General features: G+C 36.6%; 21 protein-coding genes and 5 tRNA genes. 25 read left to right on the plus strand and 1 reads right to left on the minus strand.

All coding sequences use genetic code 11. The annotated features are described in order from the left end of the window. A complete protein-coding gene (locus tag BM201_RS15160) occupies positions 1 to 1,233 on the plus strand; it encodes an ABC transporter permease (protein ID WP_092544121.1) in 1,233 nt (410 codons plus the stop codon). Between the two features lie 186 nt (positions 1,234 to 1,419). On the opposite strand, the gene BM201_RS15165 is transcribed toward BM201_RS15160, so the two are convergent. After that, a complete protein-coding gene (locus BM201_RS15165) occupies positions 1,420 to 1,881 on the minus strand; it encodes a copper resistance protein NlpE N-terminal domain-containing protein (protein WP_092544123.1) in 462 nt (153 codons plus the stop codon). A gap of 139 nt (positions 1,882 to 2,020) precedes the next feature. Between BM201_RS15165 and BM201_RS15170 the strand changes: the two genes are divergently transcribed. The 24 genes from BM201_RS15170 to rplL all read left to right on the plus strand — a co-directional run bounded on the left by BM201_RS15170 (position 2,021) and on the right by rplL (position 19,409). Continuing rightward, the gene (locus BM201_RS15170) at positions 2,021 to 2,998 is read left to right on the plus strand and encodes a PLP-dependent cysteine synthase family protein (protein WP_092544125.1); all 978 of its coding nucleotides are present in this window, start codon (positions 2,021 to 2,023) and stop codon (positions 2,996 to 2,998) included. Between the two features lie 187 nt (positions 2,999 to 3,185). Then, positions 3,186 to 5,273 carry an alanine/glycine:cation symporter family protein gene (locus BM201_RS15175; RefSeq protein ID WP_092544127.1) on the plus strand — a complete coding sequence of 696 codons (2,088 nt, stop codon included), beginning with the start codon at positions 3,186 to 3,188 and terminating at the stop codon, positions 5,271 to 5,273. Positions 5,274 to 5,285: 12 nt separating this feature from the next. Next, the gene (locus BM201_RS15180; protein WP_092544129.1) at positions 5,286 to 5,774 is read left to right on the plus strand and encodes a Gmad2 immunoglobulin-like domain-containing protein; all 489 of its coding nucleotides are present in this window, start codon (positions 5,286 to 5,288) and stop codon (positions 5,772 to 5,774) included. A gap of 85 nt (positions 5,775 to 5,859) precedes the next feature. Next, on the plus strand, positions 5,860 to 6,600 hold the full coding sequence (locus BM201_RS15185; protein ID WP_092544131.1) for an SGNH/GDSL hydrolase family protein: 741 nt from the start codon (positions 5,860 to 5,862) through the stop codon (positions 6,598 to 6,600). Between the two features lie 64 nt (positions 6,601 to 6,664). Continuing rightward, entirely contained in the window at positions 6,665 to 7,942 is a 1,278-nt protein-coding gene (locus BM201_RS15190) for a DUF2851 family protein (RefSeq protein ID WP_092544133.1), read from the plus strand. Positions 7,943 to 7,955: 13 nt separating this feature from the next. After that, positions 7,956 to 8,186 carry a PspC family transcriptional regulator gene (locus tag BM201_RS15195; RefSeq protein ID WP_092544135.1) on the plus strand — a complete coding sequence of 77 codons (231 nt, stop codon included), beginning with the start codon at positions 7,956 to 7,958 and terminating at the stop codon, positions 8,184 to 8,186. A 156-nt stretch (positions 8,187 to 8,342) separates the two neighbouring features. Next, positions 8,343 to 10,427, plus strand: coding sequence for an amino acid carrier protein (locus tag BM201_RS15200; protein WP_092544275.1), 2,085 nt, complete (start codon positions 8,343 to 8,345; stop codon positions 10,425 to 10,427). Positions 10,428 to 10,454: 27 nt separating this feature from the next. Beyond that, on the plus strand, positions 10,455 to 11,309 hold the full coding sequence (locus BM201_RS15205) for a helix-hairpin-helix domain-containing protein (RefSeq protein ID WP_092544137.1): 855 nt from the start codon (positions 10,455 to 10,457) through the stop codon (positions 11,307 to 11,309). A 128-nt stretch (positions 11,310 to 11,437) separates the two neighbouring features. Next, on the plus strand, positions 11,438 to 12,622 hold the full coding sequence (locus BM201_RS15210) for an acyl-CoA dehydrogenase family protein (RefSeq protein WP_092544139.1): 1,185 nt from the start codon (positions 11,438 to 11,440) through the stop codon (positions 12,620 to 12,622). A gap of 178 nt (positions 12,623 to 12,800) precedes the next feature. Continuing rightward, the gene (gene rpsU / locus BM201_RS15215; protein WP_013070650.1) at positions 12,801 to 12,995 is read left to right on the plus strand and encodes a 30S ribosomal protein S21; all 195 of its coding nucleotides are present in this window, start codon (positions 12,801 to 12,803) and stop codon (positions 12,993 to 12,995) included. Positions 12,996 to 13,109: 114 nt separating this feature from the next. Continuing rightward, positions 13,110 to 14,003, plus strand: a complete 894-nt coding sequence (locus BM201_RS15220; protein ID WP_092544141.1) for a tyrosine-type recombinase/integrase — start codon at positions 13,110 to 13,112, stop codon at positions 14,001 to 14,003. A gap of 33 nt (positions 14,004 to 14,036) precedes the next feature. Continuing rightward, the gene (gene hpf / locus BM201_RS15225) at positions 14,037 to 14,339 is read left to right on the plus strand and encodes a ribosome hibernation-promoting factor, HPF/YfiA family (protein ID WP_092544143.1); all 303 of its coding nucleotides are present in this window, start codon (positions 14,037 to 14,039) and stop codon (positions 14,337 to 14,339) included. Positions 14,340 to 14,437: 98 nt separating this feature from the next. Continuing rightward, a tRNA-Thr gene (locus BM201_RS15230) sits at positions 14,438 to 14,511 on the plus strand. A gap of 194 nt (positions 14,512 to 14,705) precedes the next feature. Further along, positions 14,706 to 14,788: transfer RNA gene (locus BM201_RS15235), tRNA-Tyr, on the plus strand. Between the two features lie 38 nt (positions 14,789 to 14,826). Continuing rightward, positions 14,827 to 14,899, plus strand: a tRNA-Gly gene (locus BM201_RS15240). Between the two features lie 100 nt (positions 14,900 to 14,999). After that, positions 15,000 to 15,071: transfer RNA gene (locus tag BM201_RS15245), tRNA-Thr, on the plus strand. A gap of 57 nt (positions 15,072 to 15,128) precedes the next feature. Next, on the plus strand, positions 15,129 to 16,316 hold the full coding sequence (tuf, locus tag BM201_RS15250) for an elongation factor Tu (RefSeq protein ID WP_092544145.1): 1,188 nt from the start codon (positions 15,129 to 15,131) through the stop codon (positions 16,314 to 16,316). A gap of 56 nt (positions 16,317 to 16,372) precedes the next feature. After that, positions 16,373 to 16,445 (plus strand) — tRNA-Trp (locus BM201_RS15255). Between the two features lie 15 nt (positions 16,446 to 16,460). Beyond that, entirely contained in the window at positions 16,461 to 16,658 is a 198-nt protein-coding gene (secE, locus tag BM201_RS15260; protein ID WP_092544147.1) for a preprotein translocase subunit SecE, read from the plus strand. Positions 16,659 to 16,665: 7 nt separating this feature from the next. Further along, entirely contained in the window at positions 16,666 to 17,217 is a 552-nt protein-coding gene (gene nusG, locus BM201_RS15265) for a transcription termination/antitermination protein NusG (protein ID WP_092544149.1), read from the plus strand. A gap of 70 nt (positions 17,218 to 17,287) precedes the next feature. Beyond that, entirely contained in the window at positions 17,288 to 17,725 is a 438-nt protein-coding gene (gene rplK / locus BM201_RS15270; RefSeq protein ID WP_092544151.1) for a 50S ribosomal protein L11, read from the plus strand. A 19-nt stretch (positions 17,726 to 17,744) separates the two neighbouring features. After that, on the plus strand, positions 17,745 to 18,443 hold the full coding sequence (gene rplA, locus BM201_RS15275) for a 50S ribosomal protein L1 (RefSeq protein WP_092544153.1): 699 nt from the start codon (positions 17,745 to 17,747) through the stop codon (positions 18,441 to 18,443). A 9-nt stretch (positions 18,444 to 18,452) separates the two neighbouring features. Further along, positions 18,453 to 18,974 (plus strand): 50S ribosomal protein L10, encoded by a 522-nt coding sequence (gene rplJ, locus BM201_RS15280; RefSeq protein ID WP_092544155.1) that lies wholly within the window; start codon positions 18,453 to 18,455, stop codon positions 18,972 to 18,974. A gap of 57 nt (positions 18,975 to 19,031) precedes the next feature. Further along, positions 19,032 to 19,409 carry a 50S ribosomal protein L7/L12 gene (gene rplL, locus BM201_RS15285; protein WP_092544157.1) on the plus strand — a complete coding sequence of 126 codons (378 nt, stop codon included), beginning with the start codon at positions 19,032 to 19,034 and terminating at the stop codon, positions 19,407 to 19,409. The last annotated feature ends 97 nt before the right edge of the window (positions 19,410 to 19,506 follow it).

Consider the following 19,506-nt stretch of genomic DNA (forward strand, 5'->3'; position numbering starts at 1 on the left):
TTGAATTTCGAATTATTTGTAGTTAAGCGTTTAATTAACGCCAATAAAGATAAAAGTAGTATTTCCTCTCCTATAATAAAAATTGCGATCACTGCAATTGCTATTGGAGTGATTATGATGCTGGTATCTTTTGCTACAGGATTGGGATTACAAGGAAAAATTAGAGATAAAATTGCCGCTTTTAACGGGCATATTATTGTCACTAATTACGATAACAATAATAGTGAGATCACTTTAGAACCGGTGTCTAAAGACCAGGATTTTTATCCAGATTTTAATACTGTTGAAGGTATAAAACATGTGCAGGCGACGGCAACCAAAGCAGGGATCATAAGAACTGCAGACGATTTTGAAGGTGTTGTTGTTAAAGGTGTTGGTGAAGATTACAACTGGTCGTATTTTAAAGACTTTTTAGTTGAAGGAAAATTACCCGATTATTCATCAAATCTTAATGATGAGGTTTTAATTTCCAGATATCTTGCAGATAGACTTCAATTAAATATTGGAGATCGTGCGCCCACTTATTTTGTAAGAGAAGGAAGAGAGCGCCCTTTTGTTCGTGGTTTTAAGATCGTGGGAATTTATGATTCAGGTTTTCAGGATTTTGACGAATTGTATGTAATTGCAGATATACGCCACGTTCAAAAACTAAATGCTTGGGAAGACAATGAAGTTGGGAGTTTCGAAATTTTTATCGACGATTTTGATAAGTTAGATGAAAAGTGGAACGAAGTATACCTAAACACAGGATCCTTCTTGGATGCACAACATATTGGCCAGAAATACTATAATATTTTTGAATGGCTTTCTCTTTTCGATTTTAATATTGCGCTAATTATAGGGATCATGATTTTGGTTGCGGGGATAAATATGATCACAGCTTTGTTAGTCCTTATTTTAGAGCGTACTCAAATGATCGGTATCTTTAAAGCCTTAGGAACCCAGGATTGGTCAATTAGAAAGATGTTTTTATATAACGCTGGTTATCTAATTTTACTCGGCTTGTTTTGGGGGAATGTGATTGGTTTAGGAATACTTTTTATTCAGAAATATTTTAAATTGATACCGCTAAATCCAGAAACTTATTACGTGAGCGAAGTACCAATTGATATAAGTTGGGATTATATCCTGGCGGTAAATGTAGGGACGCTTATTCTTTGTATGCTAATGTTACTTATACCGTCGATGATCATTTCAAAAATATCACCGGTAAAATCGATAAAATTCGAGTAAAATTTATCGAATATTGGGTGCTAATATTGCAGGTTTTTTTACCTTTTTTCTTCGGAATACATCTTGACTTTCTAAATAAGCAGAAATGATCTTTATTGGCACCGCCAAAGGCTTAATATTTCGATGCTTGACATGAAATTAAAAATTTGTTTTCAAAGAATGTCTCTAGGTCTTCCCCGAGGTAGCTTACTTCATGATCGAATCTTTCGAGATCATACGTAAAGAGTAAGTTTTACTGCTGTCTTTTTTTATTCGGGCAATTTCAGGATCTTTCCAGGATATGACATTATCAGAAATTCTGAATTTTTGATTATTAAGAATAATTAACGAATCATTCTCACTCCACTGATATTTTCCAGTTTCCGTTTTAATTTCACCGGGAGTATCATCATTGCCATTATAATTCTTTACGATTCGATAAGAACCGTCTTCGTTTAGATGTAGTTTAACGATGATTCCACTGCAATCTACGCATGGTAAAGTTACCTGGTAAACACCGGTGTAATCCCACTTTTTCTTAGGGCTCTTCTCTTCCCACTCAGTTTGTGCATCCTGTTTACTTTCTTTCTTTTCATCCTGGCAGGAAACATTAAATAATAAAGTGGTAATCCCAAGAAATATAACCTGTTGTGCAATAAAATTCCTCATGATTTTTTTTGCGCAAAAGTATATCGATTTTCAGAATTACAAATCTAAATAATTACTAAAATTTAAGCCGAAGTTTTAATTTTTCTTAAACAGAATTATCCTTTTGGATTCCCTACATTGTGAATTCAAAAAAAATTGAATGACCTACGTCGAGAATATTTTAGAAACCATTGGAAATACTCCTTTGGTGAAAATGAACAAACTCACTGCTGAAATTGATGCCTTAGTTCTGGCGAAATATGAAACTTTTAATCCGGGTAATTCTGTTAAAGATCGTATGGCTTTAAAAATGCTGGAAGAAGCTGAAGCGAAAGGACTAATAAAACCAGGCGGAACCATAATTGAAGGAACCAGCGGAAATACCGGGATGGGACTCGCGCTTGCTGCGATCGTAAAAGGATACAAAATGGTTTGTGTAATGTCTGATAAACAGAGCAAAGAAAAAATGGACATTCTTAAAGCGGTTGGAAGTGAAGTAGTAGTTTGTCCCACCGATGTAGCACCAGACGATCCGCAAAGTTATTATTCGGTAGCAAGAAGAATGGCCAATGAAACTCCAAATTCCTGGTATGTAAATCAATATGATAATCTTGCGAACTCAAAAGCGCATTACGAAAGTACCGGGCCAGAGATCTGGAAACAAACAGATGGTAAGATCACACATTTCGTAGTTGGTGTTGGTACGGGCGGAACTATTTCTGGAGTTGGGAAATATCTAAAAGAGCAAAACCCAAATATCAAGATCTGGGGAATTGATACTTATGGTTCGGTATTTAAAAAGTATCACGAAACTGGCGAATTTGATGAAAATGAAATATATCCATATGTAACCGAGGGTATTGGAGAAGATATTTTGCCCAAGAACGTAGACTTTAGCGTTATCGATGGATTTACAAAAGTAACCGATAAAGATGCTGCGATCTACACGCGTAAACTAGCCAGGGAAGAAGGCTTCTTTTTAGGGAATTCGGCTGGTGCAGCAGCTAAAGGATTATTACAATTAAAGGAATATTTTACTAAGGATGATGTGGTGGTCGTTTTATTTCACGATCATGGCAGTAGGTACGTAGGTAAGATGTTTAATGACGACTGGATGAAGCAACACGATTTTTTATAGAAAATTGGCAATTGTTACCCTACATCATTCACATTTAGCTTGGTAGACAACCTAAGGGCGAGCCTGTGAGGGATTTTTTTTAAAATCTTCTTTGTATTAAGGCATTCCTCGAAGTATTTAATCTCGATTATCGAGTAAATAAAGCTAAAAGTAAAATTAAGAGTACAATAGTTTAAACTAATTATTTATGAAAAAACATTACTTATTTGGTCTTTTATTTCAATGCTTTGTAACAACATTATTAGCACAAAATGATGCTGATTTTCAAGTTTCAGTAGCAACTACAAATCCGTCTCAAGAGATCAACGATGCAGAAGCTGTAGTTAAAGTACAGGGAGGAAAACCGCCTTATCAGTACAAGTGGAGCCAAAAAGAAACACCTTTAGATGCCAAAAAAGCAACTGGTTTTATCGAAGGTTTAGAGCATAAGGTTACGGTAACCGATGCAAATGACAATGAAGTAGAGAAAACTTTCAAGATCGAAGCAACTTCGATGACAGAGAAAGTAAATAGTCGTGCACAACCAGCGGTAGATTTTTTAGAAGGAATTTTATTCTGGGATCCATTCGAACCATTGGGGATTTATGATCCTGTGGTATATACCGATGAAAGACCAATTTTAATTCCCGAATTTGATGCAAAAACCGAGCAAAAATATACGCTTAAAAGCTGGTTAATCGATGATGGAGAAAAGATTGCTGAAGGCGACAAGATCGCTGTAGTACAAAAAGGAAGTGAAGAAATTCCTGTTTACGCTCCTTCAGACGGAACTTTAAACCATAGTGTCGATGAAAGCGTTGCCATTTTTGATCCAAATGATAAAGAAGATGTTATCGAGCAAAATGCGCATCAGGTCGCGATGATCACTTACGATTCTCCTCAGCCTGTTTTACATCCAAATGGTGAAGTTCGCAAAAACTCAATTCCTTTTATCGTGATCTGGTTGATCCTGGGCAGCATATTTTTTACGTTTCGTCTTGGGTTTATAAACGTAAGAGGTTTTACACACTCTATAGATTTGGCCAAAGGGAAATTTGATAATCCAGATGCTCCCGGGAGAATTAGACATTTTGAAGCAATGACCACGGCAGTTTCAGCAACAGTTGGTTTAGGAAATATCGCCGGGGTAGCTGTGGCGATTTCTCTGGGAGGAGCAGGAGCTACTTTTTGGATGTTTATAGCAGGGTTTTTCGCGATGTCCTTAAAGTTTGTAGAATGTACACTTGGTGTAAAGTATCGACATATTAATGAAGAAGGCCGAATTTTTGGTGGCCCCATGAATTACCTGCGCTACGGTTTAGAGAAAAGAAATATGAAAGGTGTTGGTAAAGCACTTGCTATTCTATTTGCTGTTTTGGGTGTTGGCGCTTCTTTTGGCGGCGGTAATATGATTCAATCAAACCAGGCATTTAAAATTGTTTCAGATCAGATTCCGTTTTTAGAAGGTAACGGATTTTGGTTTGGATTAGGTTTCGCTGTTTTGGTTGGGATTGTAATCATTGGCGGAATTAACAGCATCGCGAAAGTGACCGGTAAAGTAGTGCCGTTTATGGCGCTGGTTTATATTTTAGGTTGTTTTGTGGTAATTGGAACCAATATCGAAAATATTGGAAATGCATTTCACGCGATTGTTGATGGGGCATTTTCAGCGAGTGCGATGAAAGGTGGTTTTATAGGGGTTTTAATTGTTGGATTGCAACGGGCAGCATTTTCCAGTGAGGCCGGTGTGGGATCTGCGGCGATCGCGCATAGTGCGTCAAAAACCAAAAATCCTATTGCAGATGGGTTCACATCTTTAGTAGAACCATTTATCGATACTATGGTAGTTTGTACAATGACCGCTTTAGTGCTAATATTTACCGGGATGCACGAAGTTGATAGTATGGGTGGTGTAGAACTTACTGCAGATGCTTTTGGTAGTGTGATCTCTTGGTTTCCTGCTGTATTGGCTTTTGCGGTTTTCTTATTTGCATTTTCTACTATGGTTTCTTGGTCGTATTACGGCATGCGTTCTTGGACCTATCTTTTTGGAAGAAGTAAAAAGTCTGAACTTATTTATAAAATAATGTTCTTGTTATTTGTGATCGTAGGAGCTTCTGTAAGTCTTGGTGCGGTGCTTAGTTTCTCTGATATGATGATCTTAGCAATGTCGTTCCCTAATATTATCGGACTTTATGTGATGTCTTCTGAAATTCGGGGCGATCTTAAGAACTATATGAAACGCTTACGTAATAACGAGATCTTTATTAATCCAAAATTTAGAGAATCCGATTAATTTATACGGAATATGAAAAAATATGTATTGATTTTGGCCATTTTGAACTTGGTTTCTTCTTGTAAGAAAACTTCAGAAAATGAAGGGAGCGAAAATCATTCGAAAGAGGGAATAATTTCTACGGAAGAAAATGCAGCTTCAGTTGAAGCCGAAAAAACTTCTGAAGAAATTTCAGAATTAATACAAATAAATACACCAAAAGAAGGGGCGGTGATCAAATCTCCGCTCCAACTTTCTGGTAAAGCAAAAGGATACTGGTTTTTTGAAGCTGATGCGCCGGTAAAATTGTTAGACGAAAATGGAAACTTACTAGCTAAAACTTATATTAAGGCAACAGATGACTGGATGACGCGAAATTGGGTGAATTTTGAAGGAAATCTTGAATTTGAAGTTAGGAGTCAGAAAAGTGGATATTTAGTTTTTGAGCGTGCGAATCCTTCAGGTTTAGAAGAAAATGAAAATCAGTATAAATTTCCAGTTCGTTTTATTCAGCAAGATTAATAGTTAATGATGTTTGAGTGTAGAATTAGGTTTCTGTGCTTCCGTATTAGTTGAAATTAGTTACTTTTAAAGCATAAAATAAAAGATGAAATACCTGCAATTTTTAATTCTGGCTTCCTTTCTAGCGGTGGGATGCAGTACCAGTTCAGTAGCAACAAAGTCGGTTGCAGAAACCGAAGAGGAAGAAGATACAACTTCAGAAAATACCAACGGAGAAGCACAATATAGCTATCTCGCACTTGGAGATTCGTATACGATTGGCGAGAGTGTTGAAGAATCTGAGCGTTGGCCGGTACAACTTACGGAAGAATTGCGTGATCGAGGCTATGCCATGGCGCCTCCTAAGATCATTGCCAGAACCGGTTGGACTACGGCCGATCTTATTGCCGGCATAAATTCTGAATTAAATGTGCAGCGGGATTTCGACCTGATTTCGATTTTAATTGGAGTAAATAATCAATATCAAAACAAACCCATCACAGAATACGAAGAAGAACTTCGTGAAATTTTTAGAAAGGCAATAAACCATTCTAAAAAGATGGAAGATGGTGTTTTTGCAGTGAGTATTCCAGATTATGGCGTGACGCCTTTTGGTGCTGCCAATCAGGATGAAATTGGTCGCGATATCGATGCTTTTAACGAGGTTTTTCGCCGCGTAGCTGAAGAATTTGATGTTAGTTTTTATAATATCACCCCAATTTCTAGAAGAGCTGCAGATAATCCAGATCTTATTGCAGACGACGATCTGCATCCTAGTGGTAAGATGTACCGTTTATGGGTAGAACATTTTATGCTGAATGTTGTTGAAAAATTACCACAGGAATAAGGATTTTCGACTTTTATAGTCTTGATTTTTAAAATCTTAAAAGATTCTTCCTTAACTTTAGAAGGTGCGGGAAGAATTTTTACATTATATATGGCAATTCCAGAAGTTTGATAAAACCGAGCTGAAGACAGCAGCAGGTGAATTGCTTCACATTTACCATCCGGGAACGCACAATCTTGATAGCGGTCCAGATTTTTTCACTTCAAAAATTAAAATTGGCGATCAGCTTTGGGCTGGGAATGTTGAGATCCATCTAAAATCTTCAGATTGGTATGCGCACCATCACGAAACAGATTCGGCTTACGATAATGTAATTCTTCATGTGGTATGGTATCACGATACAGATATTTTCAGAAAAGATGAAAGTTTAATTCCGTCTTTAGAGCTCAAAGGAAAAATTGATCCTGAAATTCATCAAAATTACCTTGAATTATTTTCGAAAGAAAATGAGTGGATCAATTGTGAAAAATACTTTCCTAATTTCGACGATTTTGATATTGAAAGCTGGCTAACACGTTTATATTTTGAACGTCTAGAAGAAAAGACAAAACTTATTTTTGATTTACTGAAACAAAGTAAAAATGATTGGGAAGCGACTTTGTTTAAATTACTGGTTAAAAATTTTGGGCTCAATAAGAATGGAGATTCTTTTTTGGCGCTAGCCAATTCGATCGATTATGAAGTCATTAGGAAATTATCGAATGATCGATTTCAATTGGAAGCGGTATTACTTGGCAAGGCTGGTTTGCTAGATGAAGATGTTGAAGAAAACTATTTCAAATCTTTAAAAAATGAATATGAATTTTTGCAGAAGAAGTTCAGTTTAGGATTACCTATTGAAACCAAACCCGTCTTCTTCAGGTTGCGGCCAGATAATTTTCCTACGATCAGGCTAGCGCAATTGGCTGCTGTTTTTTCGCGATCGGCTTCGGTCTTTTCGGTAGTCAGTAAAGCAAAATCTAAAAATGAGATCTATGATATATTTTCTGCTGAGGTTTCAGAATTCTGGACAACACATTATAACTTCCGCAGTAATCATAAACCAAAACCAAAGCGGCTTTCAAAATCGTTTATAGATCTTTTAATAATTAATACCATCGTACCCTTGCAGTATGCTTTCGCAAAATCTAATCATATCGCAGAAGAATCGTATCTCGACTTAATTACTGAAGTTGGCTTAGAGAAAAATTCTGTAGTGAAGAATTTCTATCAATTAAAACCCAAATTGTCTAAAAATGCCATGCATTCTCAATCTCTTCTACAACTAAAACGTTCGTACTGTGATGTAAACAGGTGCTTAAAATGCGCTTTGGGAGCAAAGTTTATAAAAGGGAAATATTAATTATATTTGCGATGTGAAAAGAAAGTTTTACAATCTGCGATACTATTTAGAACGTAATGGATTTTATGTGTCATCTCGTCTTGCAGATAAAATAGGGATGCGGGCAAAAAGCGTAAGGTTATTCTTTATTTACGTTACGTTTTTCACATTTGGAATTGGCTTTGCGGTTTATTTGACGCTTGCCTTTTGGTTAAAACTTAAAGATCTTGTGTATACCAAAAGAACTTCGGTATTCGATCTTTAGCGCTAATCTTTTAAAAGTTAGGGGGGTAATTAATAATTTTGTTAAGATTCATTAACAAAACCTTGACATTTTAACGGCCAAAAATTTGAAATAGCCTAATTTTTTAGCATCTTGCTGAGCGGAAAAAACAAATCTAAATTAAACACTAATCTGTATATGAGAAAGTACTTACTTTCAATGTTATTGCTGCTTCCTGTGGCATTACTTCAGGCACAGGATCTAGAAGTAAAAACAAAAGTCGGAAACCCCACAAATAAAATTAACGACGGATTTATAGACGTTGAAGTAACCGGAGGAACCCCACCTTACACTTATAAATGGTCTGATCAAGACACCCCACTTAGTTCATCGAAAGCTGAGGGGCTTACAGAAGGTGTACCTTATACGGTACTGGTTCAGGATAGTAATGGTAATACGGCTACTGTTGAAACCAGAGTAAAGGCAGAAGCAATTACTGAAAAATTTAATGGAACATTTACGCCAGCTGTTGAGGGATTAACAGCTGTTCTTTTTTGGGATCCTTTTGCTGCTATTGGTATTTACGATCCTATCGTTTATGCTGATGTGAAAAATGTTGAAACTCCGGGTTGGAGTGCAGATGTTCAGGATAAATTCGTATTAAAGAACTGGCTAATCGAGGAAGGTTCGCATGTAGAAAAAGGCGATCAGATCGCTGTTGTGACTTCTAGTAATAATGGTGATACACCTGTTTACGCTGGTGCATCTGGTAATTTAAAATATCTTGTTGAAGAGGGAGGTAGTATTTTTGATTACCAAAACTCTGAAGATCTTATCCAAACTGGTGCACACTATTTAGCACAAATAGAATATGATGAGCCTGTGATCTTAACGCACCCTAATGGTGATCCACAATCACATCCAATTCCGTTTATCGTAATTTGGTTGGTATTTGGAGCAGCGTTTTTCACGGTAAGAATGGGCTTTATTAATATTAGAGGATTTAAGCATTCTTTTGAATTAGCAAGAGGAAAATACGATGATCCTGATGCGCCGGGTACAATTACACACTTCCAGGCATTAGCAACTGCGGTTTCTGCAACCGTTGGTTTAGGTAATATTGCTGGTGTGGCAGTAGCGGTTTCACTTGGTGGAGCAGGAGCTACTTTTTGGATGATCGTTGCTGGTTTACTAGGAATGTCTTCAAAATTCGTAGAATGTACGCTAGGTGTAAAATATAGACATATAAATTCTGAAGGTCGTGTATTTGGTGGCCCAATGAACTACTTGCGTTACGGTTTGGAAAAGCGTAACATGAAAAGCTTTGGACGTTTTCTTGCAGGATTCTTTGCAATATTAGGCGTTGGTGCTTCTTTTGGAGGTGGTAACATGTTTCAGGCTAACCAATCTTTCGAGATCCTTTCTGGGCAATTCCCAATGTTAGAAGGAAATGGATTTTGGTTTGGTATCATTCTAGCTGTTCTTGTAGGAGTTGTAATTATTGGTGGTATTAATAGTATTGCAAATGTTACGGGTAAAATCGTTCCTGTAATGGCAGCAGTTTATATCGTAGGTGCTTTTGTGGTTATTGGTATGAACTTCGAAAATATTGGTCCCGCATTCAACGCGATCTGGGATGGAGCATTTAGTCCGTCTGCATTAAAAGGTGGTGTGATCGGGGTATTGATTGTTGGATTCCAACGAGCGGCATTCTCTAACGAAGCCGGTGTAGGTTCAGCAGCGATCGCGCACAGTGTGGTAAAAACAAACAATCCACCTTCTGAAGGTTTCGTAGCTTTATTAGAGCCATTTATCGATACGGTAGTAGTTTGTACACTAACTGCTTTAGTATTGATCTTTACTGGTATGCACGAAGTTGAAGGTGTTGGAGGTACTCAGTTAACCTCAGATGCTTTTGCAAGTGTTATCGATTGGTTCCCTTATGTACTTTCTGTAGCGGTATTTTTATTCGCATTCTCTACAATGATCTCCTGGTCATACTACGGAATGCGTGCATGGACGTTCCTTTTTGGAAAGAGTACAAAATCTGAATTGATCTATAAAGTATTCTTCTTAGTATTTGTTGTAATTGGAGCTTCTATTAGCCTTGGTGCTGTGTTAGATTTCTCTGATATGATGATTCTATCAATGTCTTTCCCTAACATTATTGGTCTTTATATAATGAGTGGAGAGGTAAGAGAAGATCTTCGTGAGTACTTTAGAAAATTAAAGGCTGGCGAATTGTTTACAAAAGATGGTAAGCCAAAGACGACTATGCAATAAAAGTGTAGTCTAAACATAGACATATATATGAAATACTGGAAATCCCATTTCGTTTTCAATAAAAGTGAACGGAATGGGATTTTTCTTTTAATCGCACTTATCGTTATTCTTCAGATTCTTTATTTTAGCTATCCTTTTTTTATTGCTGAAGAAAATACTTCAGAAGAAACTAAGGCTGAAATTTTACAATTTCAGCATAAATTAGATAGTTTACAGAAAGCTAGTTCTAAAAAGGATACGATTTATCCATTCAACCCTAATTATCTTACCGATTACAAGGCTTATCGGCTGGGGATGACGGTAAAAGAGATCGATCGCCTGTTAGAATTTCGTTCTTCTGGCAAATGGATTAATTCTGCTGCAGATTTTCAAACTGTAACAGGTGTTTCAGATTCTTTACTATTGCAGTTGTCACCATATTTTAAATTTCCTGAATGGGTTACTAAAAATAATACTTCAAATTCTACAAAACCGGCACCTATTTTAAAATTCGATCTTAATTCGGTTTCTGTACAGCAACTTCAGAAAATAAAAGGAATAGGCGAGGTGCTGTCTAATCGAATTGTAAGATACAGATCGAGTATTGGTGGTTATCGAAGTTTAATTCAGCTAAAAGATGTTTATGGACTTTCGGATGAAGTGCGCAAAGAGCTTTCAAAACATCTAAAAGCTATTCCAGACCATTTTGATCGAAAAAATATTAATGAAATCGGCGTTTTAGAACTTTCTGAGCTACCATATTTTAATTATGAATTGGCGAAAGCAGTTATAAATTATAGAACTCTGCACGAAGGAATAGATTCAATTGAAGTTTTATCAAAAATCGATGATTTTCCTATAACTAAATTTGATAGAATTCAATTATATTTAAGTTTTAATTGATATATTGTAAAAAAATACTATATTCTTAATTTTAAGTTCATTTTATAAGGTAAATCTAAAAATGAATTTAATTTAGCGGTATTTTTTATCGAAATAGATCGACTATTTTTTTACAATATTAAGATTAAATGAATTCCATGTATTTTACTGAAGAGCATGCTCTATTCAGAGAGAGTTTTAAAGAGTTTTTACAAAAGGAAGTTGTTCCGCACATCGACAAATGGGAAGAAACGGGAACAATAGACCGTTTTATTTGGGAGAAATTTGGCGAGATGGGCTATTTTGGCTTGTATCAACCAGAAGAATATGGCGGCTTAAATCTTGATATTTTCTATACCATAATATTCCTGGAAGAATTACAAAAGATAAACTCTGGTGGTTTTGCTGCGGCTATGTGGGCTCATGCTTATCTAGCAATGACACATGTGAAAATAGAAGCAAGCGAAGCGCTGAAAGAAAAGTACCTAACGCCAAGTATTAATGGAGAAATGATTGGAGCGCTATGTGTTAGCGAACCATTTGGTGGATCTGATGTTGCAGGAATGCGAACCACGGCAGAAAAAAAAGGTGATACCTATATAATAAACGGTTCTAAAACATTTATCACCAACGGAGTTTATGCAGATTACCTGGTAGTAGCGGCAAAAACCAGTCCCGAGCTAAAGAGTAAAGGGATGAGCATCTTTATTGTAGATAGAAATGCTAAAGGAGTGTCAGCCTCTAAATTGAATAAGCTAGGATGGCGTGCTTCAGATACCGGAGAAATTGCTTTTGATAATGTTGAAGTTCCAGCAGATCATTTATTAGGAGAAGAGAATAAAGGTTTCTCTTATATTATGCAGCATTTCGCTATGGAGCGTTTAATTATGGGAGTGAATGCTCATGCGAGAGCCGAGTTTGCCTTAGATTACGCGATAAACTATATGAGCGAGCGAGAGGCTTTTGGTAAAAAAATAAACGAGTTCCAGGCCTTACGACACAAAATTGCCGATATGATGAGTGAAGTGACAGTGATTAAGGAGTTTAATTATGCTACGGCTTATAAGCTTGGAAAAGGTGAGTATCCTGTTAAGGAAGCCAGTATGTCGAAACTTCTAAGTACAAAGATCGCTGACGAGGTGATCTACGGAAGTTTACAAATGTTAGGAGGGTACGGTTATATGGAAGATTACCCACTTGCCAGGATGTTTAGAGACAGCCGACTAGGCCCAATAGGTGGCGGCACCTCTGAAATTTTGCGAGAAATTATCGCCAAAATGGTAATCGATAAAAAGGAATATAAAGCGCCGGTCAAAGAAGTTTTTAAATCTTAGGGTATTTTGGCGAAAATAATCTCAAGATTATCGCCAAAATGGTGATTGATAAAAAAGAATATAAGGCACCTGTAAAAGAAGTTTTTAAAAAAGTTTAGAATAAAATAAAATATTAGTTGGTTGTAAGGAAATAAGGAGTATATTTGCAGCCTAATTTTCAAAGAAAGGAGGTGGATCTATGTTAATAATACCAGTAAAAGACGGAGAGAACATTGATAGAGCGCTTAAGCGTTTTAAGCGTAAATTCGATAAAACAGGAACAATGCGTCAGCTAAGAAGTCGTCAGCATTTCACAAAGCCGTCTGTAGAACGTAGGGCGCAAGTGCAAAAAGCGCAGTATATTCAGCACCTTAGAGATCAGGAAGATATTTAGTATTTCCTTTCTTTTTTAAGATCGAATATATTCAGAGAAGCCCTGCTCCTTTGGTAAAAAAATATAACTGTTGATAGATAAAGTTTTATAACTTTGTTTGTCAACAGTTTTTTTATGTCTGTACTTCAGTTTAAAGATTATCTTCAATTAGAGAGAAACTACTCTCTTCATACCATTAAGGCTTATGAAGCAGATATAGTTTCTTTTCAGGAATATCTTTTATTGGAGTTTGAAGTTTCTAATCTAAAAGAAGTTAATTATTCTCAAGTACGCAATTGGATTGTTAGTCTCTCAGAAAATAATATTTCTAATAGAAGTATTAATCGTAAAATTTCTTCACTAAAATCTTATTATTATTTTTTGCAGAAAGTGGGGGAGCTTTCAATTTCACCTTTGCAGAAGCATAAGCCTTTAAAAATGGCGAAGAAGGTTCAGGTTCCTTTTTCAGAAAAAGAAGTTTTAGAGGTGTTAAAAAATATCGATACAAGTAGTTTAGAAGGTTTAAGAGATAAGGCTATTATAGAGCTGTTTTATTCTACTGGTTTAAGGCGCATAGAGCTAATTAATCTAAAGCTTAGTGATCTTGATCTAAAAAAGGCTACGATCAAAGTCCTTGGTAAAAGAAATAAAGAAAGATATCTTCCGTTATTGATAAGTGTAACGAAGACGATTGAGTTGTACTTAAATGAGCGAAGTGGCGCTATACCTAAGGCTTCAGGATTTTCTTACTTATTCGTATCTTCAAGGGGAGATAAAATGAGTGAAAGTCTTGTTTATAGGATTATAAATACCTATTTTAGTAAGGCGTCGGTTAAGTTAAAGAAAAGTCCTCATATATTACGACATTCCTTCGCGACGCACTTATTGAATGAAGGAGCTAACTTAAATGCGGTAAAAGAGCTATTGGGGCATTCCAGTCTTGCAGCAACCCAGGTTTACACGCATAATAGTATAGCAGAGCTAAAAAATATTCATAAAAATGCTCATCCTCGTAACAATAAGAACTAGCTAAACCTTTTGTTTAATTAAATTTTTGATGTTATGAAAGTAAACGTGCAATCTGTAAACTTTAACGCAGATAAGAAGCTGATTGATTTTATTCAGAAGAAAATGGATAAACTTGAAAATTATTACAGCAAGGTTATTTATGCAGACGTTTTTTTGAAAGTTCAAAAAACCAGTGATAAAGAAAATAAGATTACAGAAATTTTACTTAGTATTCCCGGTGGGGATGTTATGGTTAAAAAAACGTGTAAAACCTTTGAAGAGTGTGTAGATGAGTGTGTTAACTCTTTGCAGCGTCAATTAATTAAAAGGAAAGAGAAGTCGAAAGCATATGCTTAGAAAAAAAATCTCAAAAATATATTTTGAGAACTAAATAATTTATATACATTTGCAGTCCGTTAGAAATAGCGGACTTTTTTATTGTAAAAAGTAAGTTTGCCGATGTAGCTCAGCTGGCTAGAGCAGCTGATTTGTAATCAGCAGGTCGTGGGTTCGAGTCCCTCCATCGGCTCTTGAAATTTTGAATCTGAAAGCTTTAGTTTTGCTAACTTATTAAGAGTTAAATAACTAAAAATTTTTCAAAAAATTTTTGAAAAAAGCTTTGGATGGTGCTGTAAAATTACTTTAATTTGCAGCCGTTTTGATACCATCATAAAGCTGGCCTTCGGGTTGTAGTTCTATGAAATAATGGTATAATAGTTTTGAGGGGAGATACTCAAGCGGCCAACGAGGACAGACTGTAAATCTGTTGGTTTTTACCTTCGCAGGTTCGAATCCTGCTCTCCCCACTTAAAATAGAACAACAAAATCATTTTGTTGTTTTTATGCGGGAGTAGCTCAGTTGGTAGAGCGTCAGCCTTCCAAGCTGAATGTCGCCGGTTCGAACCCGGTCTCCCGCTCTACAAAATTATTAAATGAGATCAATAATATCCGTAAGCTGCGACGTGGCTTATGGTTTTTGTTGTTTAAAGCAATCCGATAGTTGGGCTATCGATGTTTGCCGACGTAGCTCAGGGGTAGAGCGCTTCCTTGGTAAGGAAGAGGTCACGAGTTCAATTCTCGTCGTTGGCTCTGGTTTAGTATAAAATTGAACACTAATATATAACTAAGATTAAATAAGTATTAATTATGGCAAAGGAAACTTATGATCGTTCCAAACCGCACCTTAATATTGGTACGATTGGACACGTGGATCACGGAAAAACTACTTTAACTGCAGCTATTACTAAAGTATTAGCTGATGCTGGATATTCTGAAGCTAGTGCATTCGATCAAATCGATAACGCTCCTGAGGAAAAAGAAAGAGGTATTACTATTAACTCTTCTCACGTAGAGTACGCGACTGCAAACCGTCACTATGCTCACGTTGACTGTCCAGGTCACGCCGATTACGTAAAGAACATGGTAACTGGTGCTGCTCAGATGGACGGTGCTATCCTTGTTGTAGCTGCGACTGATGGTCCTATGCCACAAACTCGTGAGCACATCCTTCTTGGTCGTCAGGTTGGTATTCCAAGAATCGTTGTGTTCTTAAACAAAGTTGACCTTGTAGATGATGAGGAGCTTCTTGAGCTAGTAGAAATGGAGGTAAGAGATCTTCTTTCTTTCTATGAGTATGATGGAGATAATGGTCCTGTAATTTCTGGATCTGCTCTAGGTGCTTTAGAAGGTGATGATAAATGGACTCAGTCTGTTTTAGATTTAATGGAAGCTGTAGATAGCTGGATCGAATTACCACAACGTGATGTGGATAAAGATTTCTTAATGCCTATCGAAGATGTATTCTCTATTACTGGTCGTGGTACTGTTGCAACTGGGCGTATCGAAACTGGTGTAGCTAATACTGGAGATCCTGTAGAGATCATTGGTATGGGAGCTGGTAAATTAACTTCTACTATTACTGGGGTTGAGATGTTCCGTAAGATTCTTGATAGAGGTGAAGCTGGTGATAACGTAGGTCTTTTATTAAGAGGTATCGAGAAAACTCAGATCTCTAGAGGTATGGTAATCACTAAGCCTGGATCTGTAACTCCTCACGCTAAATTTAAGGCAGAGGTTTATATCCTTAAGAAAGAAGAAGGTGGGCGTCACACTCCATTCCATAATAACTACCGTCCTCAGTTCTACGTACGTACAACTGATGTAACAGGAACAATTAATCTTCCTGAAGGTGTAGAAATGGTAATGCCAGGTGATAACCTTACAATTACTGTTGAATTAATTCAGCCAATTGCAATGAATGTTGGTCTACGTTTCGCTATCCGTGAAGGTGGTAGAACTGTAGGTGCTGGTCAGGTAACTGAAATTTTAGACTAATTATAGTTTGAATATAAAAGGTATCCTGTGAAGAGCAGGATACCTTCTTTTATCATACGGGTTTAGCTCAGTTGGTAGAGCACTGGTCTCCAAAACCAGGTGTCGGGAGTTCGAGCCTCTCAACCCGTGCAAATACTTTTAGGAATGGCAGGAATTGCGAATTATATATCAGAGTCTTATAACGAATTGAAAAACCATGTTACCTGGACAAGTTGGCCTGAAGCTCAAAGGCTAACAATTCTTGTTGCAGTTTTTTCTATCATTTTCTCTTTAGCTATTTGGGGTGTTGATACGCTATTTAGCAATGTTATAGAGGGATATTTTGAATGGGTAAAATCGTAATCTAGTTATGGCAGACGTAAAGGATAAAAAATGGTATGTAGTTCGTGCCGTAAGTGGACAAGAAAATAAAGTAAAAGATTATATAGAGCGTGAAATTTCCCACATGGGTATGGAGGATTGGGTTGATCAAGTATTGGTTCCAACCGAGAAAGTTATTCAAATTAGAAATGGGAAAAAGATCAATAAAGAAAGAGTATACTTTCCTGGATATATAATGGTTCAGGCTAACCTTGGAGGTGAAATCCCACACATTATTAAAGGAATTAATGGAGTAATTGGTTTCTTAGGAGAAACTAAAGGAGGAGATCCTGTTCCATTGAGACAATCAGAAGTTAATCGCATGCTTGGTAAAGTAGACGAATTGGCTGTGAAAACTGATAACGTAGCAATTCCTTTTACATTGGGAGAAACTATAAAGGTGATCGATGGTCCATTTAATGGTTTTAATGGAACTGTTGAAAAGATTAATGAAGAAAAGCGTAAGCTTGAAGTTATGGTTAAGATTTTTGGTAGAAAAACACCATTAGAACTTAGCTATATGCAAGTTGAGAAAATATAATTGTTACAAATTTTTTGATAGTTTTTTATTTGCTTCCACTTTAATAAACTATCTTCTAAAAATGTAAAAAATGGCAAAAGAAGTAAGTAAAGTTGTAAAACTACAAGTTCGCGGAGGTGCTGCTAACCCTTCACCACCAGTTGGACCTGCTTTAGGTGCTGCCGGAGTTAATATCATGGAATTCTGTAAGCAATTCAATGGTAGAACTCAGGATAAACAAGGTAAAGTGCTACCAGTAGCAATTACTGTTTATTCTGATAAGTCTTTTGATTTTGTTATCAAAACTCCACCTGCAGCCGTACAGCTAATGGAAGCAGCAAAAACAAAAAAGGGTTCAGGAGAACCAAACAGAAAGAAAGTAGCAAGTGTATCTTGGGACCAGGTAAAAGTAATTGCAGAAGATAAAATGCAGGATTTAAATGCATTTACTGTAGAATCTGCAATGAAAATGGTAGCAGGTACAGCTCGTTCTATGGGTATAACAGTAAAGGGTGATGCACCGTTTTAATCCAAAAAGAATTTAGAAAATGGCAAAGTTGACTAAAAAACAAAAAGAAGCTCAATCTAAAATCGAAAAGGGTAAAGCCTATACGGTTGCTGAAGCTGCTGCTTTGATCAAAGAAGTTTCTAGCGAAAGTTTTGATGCTTCAGTGGATTTAGCGGTTCGTTTAAATGTAGATCCTCGTAAAGCTAACCAAATGGTTAGAGGCGTGGTTACATTACCTCATGGAACTGGTAAAGATGTGAAGGTTCTTGCCTTAGTTACTCCAGATAAGGAGGAAGAAGCTAAGAGTGCAGGAGCAGATTATGTTGGTCTTGACGAATACCTCGATAAAATTAAAGGTGGTTGGACAGATGTAGATGTAATTATCACGATGCCTAGCGTAATGGGTAAATTAGGACCATTAGGACGTGTATTAGGACCAAGGGGTCTTATGCCAAACCCTAAGACTGGTACTGTTACTATGGATATCGCTAAAGCCGTGTCTGATGTTAAAGCTGGTAAAATAGACTTTAAAGTTGATAAAACCGGTATAGTACATGCAGGAATCGGTAAGGTATCTTTTAATTCAGATAAGATCGCTGGTAACGCAAGAGAATTATTAACTACGCTTGTAAAACTAAAACCTCAGGCAGCTAAAGGTGTATACATTAAAAGTATTCACATGTCCAGTACAATGGGGCCTGGTCTAGCAATAGATACAAAAAGGTTTACTGAGCAATAATAAGGTATTATGACAAGAGAAGAAAAATCAAAAGTAATAGAAGATTTAACTGCCCAGTTAGCTGATACTTCAACTATCTATATTGCAGATATCTCAGGTTTAGATGCCGGAACAACCTCTAACTTACGTAGAGCTTGTTTTAAAGCTAATGTAAAACTTGCGGTAGTTAAGAATACGTTGCTAACTAAAGCGATGGAAGCTTCAGATAAAGAATTTGGAGATCTTCCTAGTACTTTAAAAGGTAACACCTCTATAATGATTGCTGAAACTGGTAATGCGCCAGCTAAAGTGATCAAAGAATTTAGAAAGAAAAACGAAAAGCCTATTCTTAAAGGTGCTTTTATTGATGAAGCAATTTATGTTGGAGATGAGTATCTAGATGCTCTTTCTAATATTAAATCTAAAGAAGAGGTTATTGGGGATATTGTTGGATTACTTCAATCTCCTGCTAAGAATGTTGTTTCCGCACTTAAATCTAGTGGTGGAAAACTTGCAGGTATCCTTAAAACTCTTTCAGAAAAAGAGGACTAGTATAGTACGCACTTTTTAATAAATATAACTTTTACAAAAAATTTAAAACGATAGAAAATGGCAGATTTAAAAGAATTCGCAGAACAATTAGTTAACTTAACAGTTAAAGAAGTAAATGAGTTAGCTGATATTTTAAAAGAAGAGTATGGTATTGAGCCTGCTGCTGCAGCTGTAGCTGTTGCTGGTGGAGCTGCTGGTGGTGGTGAAGACGCTGCTGAAGAGCAAACTGAATTTGATGTAATTCTTAAAGCTCCAGGAGGATCTAAGCTAGCTGTAGTAAAACTAGTAAAAGAATTAACAGGTCTTGGACTTAAAGATGCTAAGGAATTAGTTGATGGTGCTCCAAAACCAGTTAAAGAAGGAGTTGCTAAAGATGAAGCAGAAGCTTTAAAATCTCAATTAGAAGAAGCAGGAGCTGAGGTTGAGCTTAAATAAGCTTGACGAGAGCAATATTATTTAGGTTTAGACCTCAGGATACGCTCCTGAAGGTCTAAACCCTTTTTGCGTATATAGGGCTTAGGCTTTTATCGCA

Source organism: Zunongwangia mangrovi, from assembly GCF_900112105.1.
Taxonomy (GTDB): Bacteria; Bacteroidota; Bacteroidia; order Flavobacteriales; family Flavobacteriaceae; genus Zunongwangia; species Zunongwangia mangrovi.